This window comes from Desulfallas thermosapovorans DSM 6562 (genome assembly GCF_008124625.1).
In the GTDB taxonomy this organism is placed as follows: Bacteria; Bacillota; Desulfotomaculia; order Desulfotomaculales; family Desulfallaceae; genus Sporotomaculum; species Sporotomaculum thermosapovorans.
In genome coordinates this window covers 1-2,232 of record NZ_VNHM01000041.1, presented here as the reverse complement: position 1 = coordinate 2,232, position 2,232 = coordinate 1, and the positions used below count along the sequence as shown (strand labels likewise).

General features: G+C 35.9%; 1 protein-coding gene. It reads left to right on the top strand.

What is annotated here, in order from left to right; translation table 11 throughout:
- Nucleotides 1-220 precede the first annotated feature (220 nt).
- Nucleotides 221-1,351 carry a sulfite exporter TauE/SafE family protein gene (locus LX24_RS14730; RefSeq protein WP_166512883.1) on the top strand — a complete coding sequence of 377 codons (1,131 nt, stop codon included), beginning with the start codon at nucleotides 221-223 and terminating at the stop codon, nucleotides 1,349-1,351.
- The last annotated feature ends 881 nt before the right edge of the window (nucleotides 1,352-2,232 follow it).

The following is a 2,232-nucleotide window of genomic DNA, read 5'->3' as shown; positions in this document are numbered from 1 at the left end:
GCCATTGAACTGGAAACCGTTCCTTATCTCATTAGATAATTGATGTCCATAATTCAGTTAGCGTCCCTTATCAGGTGGCGCTAACTGAATTAGTATTTATTCACCAAATAATAAATATGTTCCATGTTATTGAATTAAATATATTGTTATGATAGATATATATATCACTTAATATATAGATAATTTTTAGTAAACTTCAGGAGAGGAAGGAGAGCATATTTTGAGTGTAAAATTAGAGTATGCTAATAATGAGAATCTTTCATTTCTTCAACGGCATCCAACGCTACGCGAATTTCTAACTTCCCCTGCTCTCTTTATTACGATTGGTTCTTTTATAGCTGCGGTAATTATATGTTATACTCAATATGGCTATATTCCAGACGGAACCCGTGAATGGCCTATAGCCCAGATAAAAGTGCCTCTTTGGCACTTGTTGTGGATGGGGTTGTGGACAGGTTATTGTATGGCTATTGTTGGCCAAGCCGGCGGGATTTTTTGCTTACCTTATTTTATGACTATTTTACAGTTTAATACCGTCAATGTAAGCCCGACCTCAACCATTAATACCGCCGTTGGTCCCTGGGGAGCGTTCTTTGGATATTTAAAAGGTAAGCAATTTAACCTGGATATGGCGGTTTTCCCAATATTGGGGGCATGTGTTGGTGCTCTAATCGGTCCATTTATAAGGGTTTATTATCTTAGTGACCCCACCGCATTTAAGGCTATCATAGGTGTTTTACTTGTTTATATGGGATGTAATTTGTGGTACCAAATAACACCAATGTATTTAAAGGGTCAACAGTCATTAGTAACTAAATTTAATGAAATCGCCAGGCAAAGGAAGGAAAGAGGGGAAGCCCCCGATGGTTTGCCCAGCGATTTCAGGGTTGAAACAGTTAAGCGGGACTGGAATGTAGTTCACGTTAAGTATTGGGGCGAAGAACTCAAACTTTCTTCAAAACTTTTAGTAGCTATTGGTTTTGTCATCGGTGTTATTTCTTCCACCCTGGGTGTAGGTGGCGGATTCCTGCTGGTACCCTTAATGGCTATGCTGGGTGTTCCCATGTATGTTTTGGTAACGTGTACTATACCCTTCGTGCTTGCGCTGTCCATAGTTTCACTGTTTTCCTACACTGTTATTTTGCCGCAGTTAACCGGATCACTGGTTGGTCCCGAATGGGGTCTTGGTTTATTTGTAGTTAGTGGTTCTTGTTTGGGTGCCTGGTTGGCTTCCAAGGCCCAAAGGTTTACACCGGATAAAGTATTAAAACCTATGTTGGGTTCCATAATTGGAATATTTGGATTGTTATACGTTCTCAACTACTTTTTCACTCTGCCGTTTAAAGTATAAATATCTATCTTCTATTTAGTGCGAGGTGAATTCTATATGGGACCAATGGCAAGATTGTTTTATTATTTCCTACTACCGATAGCGCCGTTTATTTTTATTTTTGCTGCAGTGTTGGTGATTATATACCATATTAATGTTTATTGGTAAAAAATAATATAATACGCTGTTTATAAAAATACGCTGTTTATAAAGGATACAGCGTATTTTTTTTCTTTACAGAATGACTTAATGCAACATTCATACCAAAGACAATGTGAAAAGATAATGAAAACCGATAAATTTCTATATATACCTGATTAATATTTTTATCAAATAGATCTAAAGTGGAATATAAAGTTAAAAAACTTACAGGGTGATTTAAGATGGTATGGGGTGATAAATTGATGCATCGCTAAGAAAAACGGTTACATTGTCGTTTAGTTAAAATACGATTCAGGTTTGTATCAATAAAACAGTGTGATACCAATATAAATACCTAATATTTTGGTGTATTTTATTTTTTTAACCTGAATCAGGTCATCTTCTAAATTAATTACCAGCTTATTATTTTATTGACTTGAAATTATTTAATAGGTTAAGCCCTTGATTGGTAAGGGTTTATCTTAAGTAATTTAGCATGGAGCATAAAAAAATGATGTCGTCAAGAAGACATTGGCATACAAGTTGCAAATCAGATATAACAAGAACTTATTTATGATATTTGTTTTTCCTATACATCTAAATTGATCTAAACAGCTCAATTGGGGGGTGGACTGATCTAGTTCCTGATTCACCATTAAAAAATTAATTTATTTACTTTTCCAAAGAAAAAGGAGGATGAATAGTGGCTATCAGAAGAATTGAAGCTGACGTAGTGGTCTTGGGCGGAGGCAGTGCCGGTA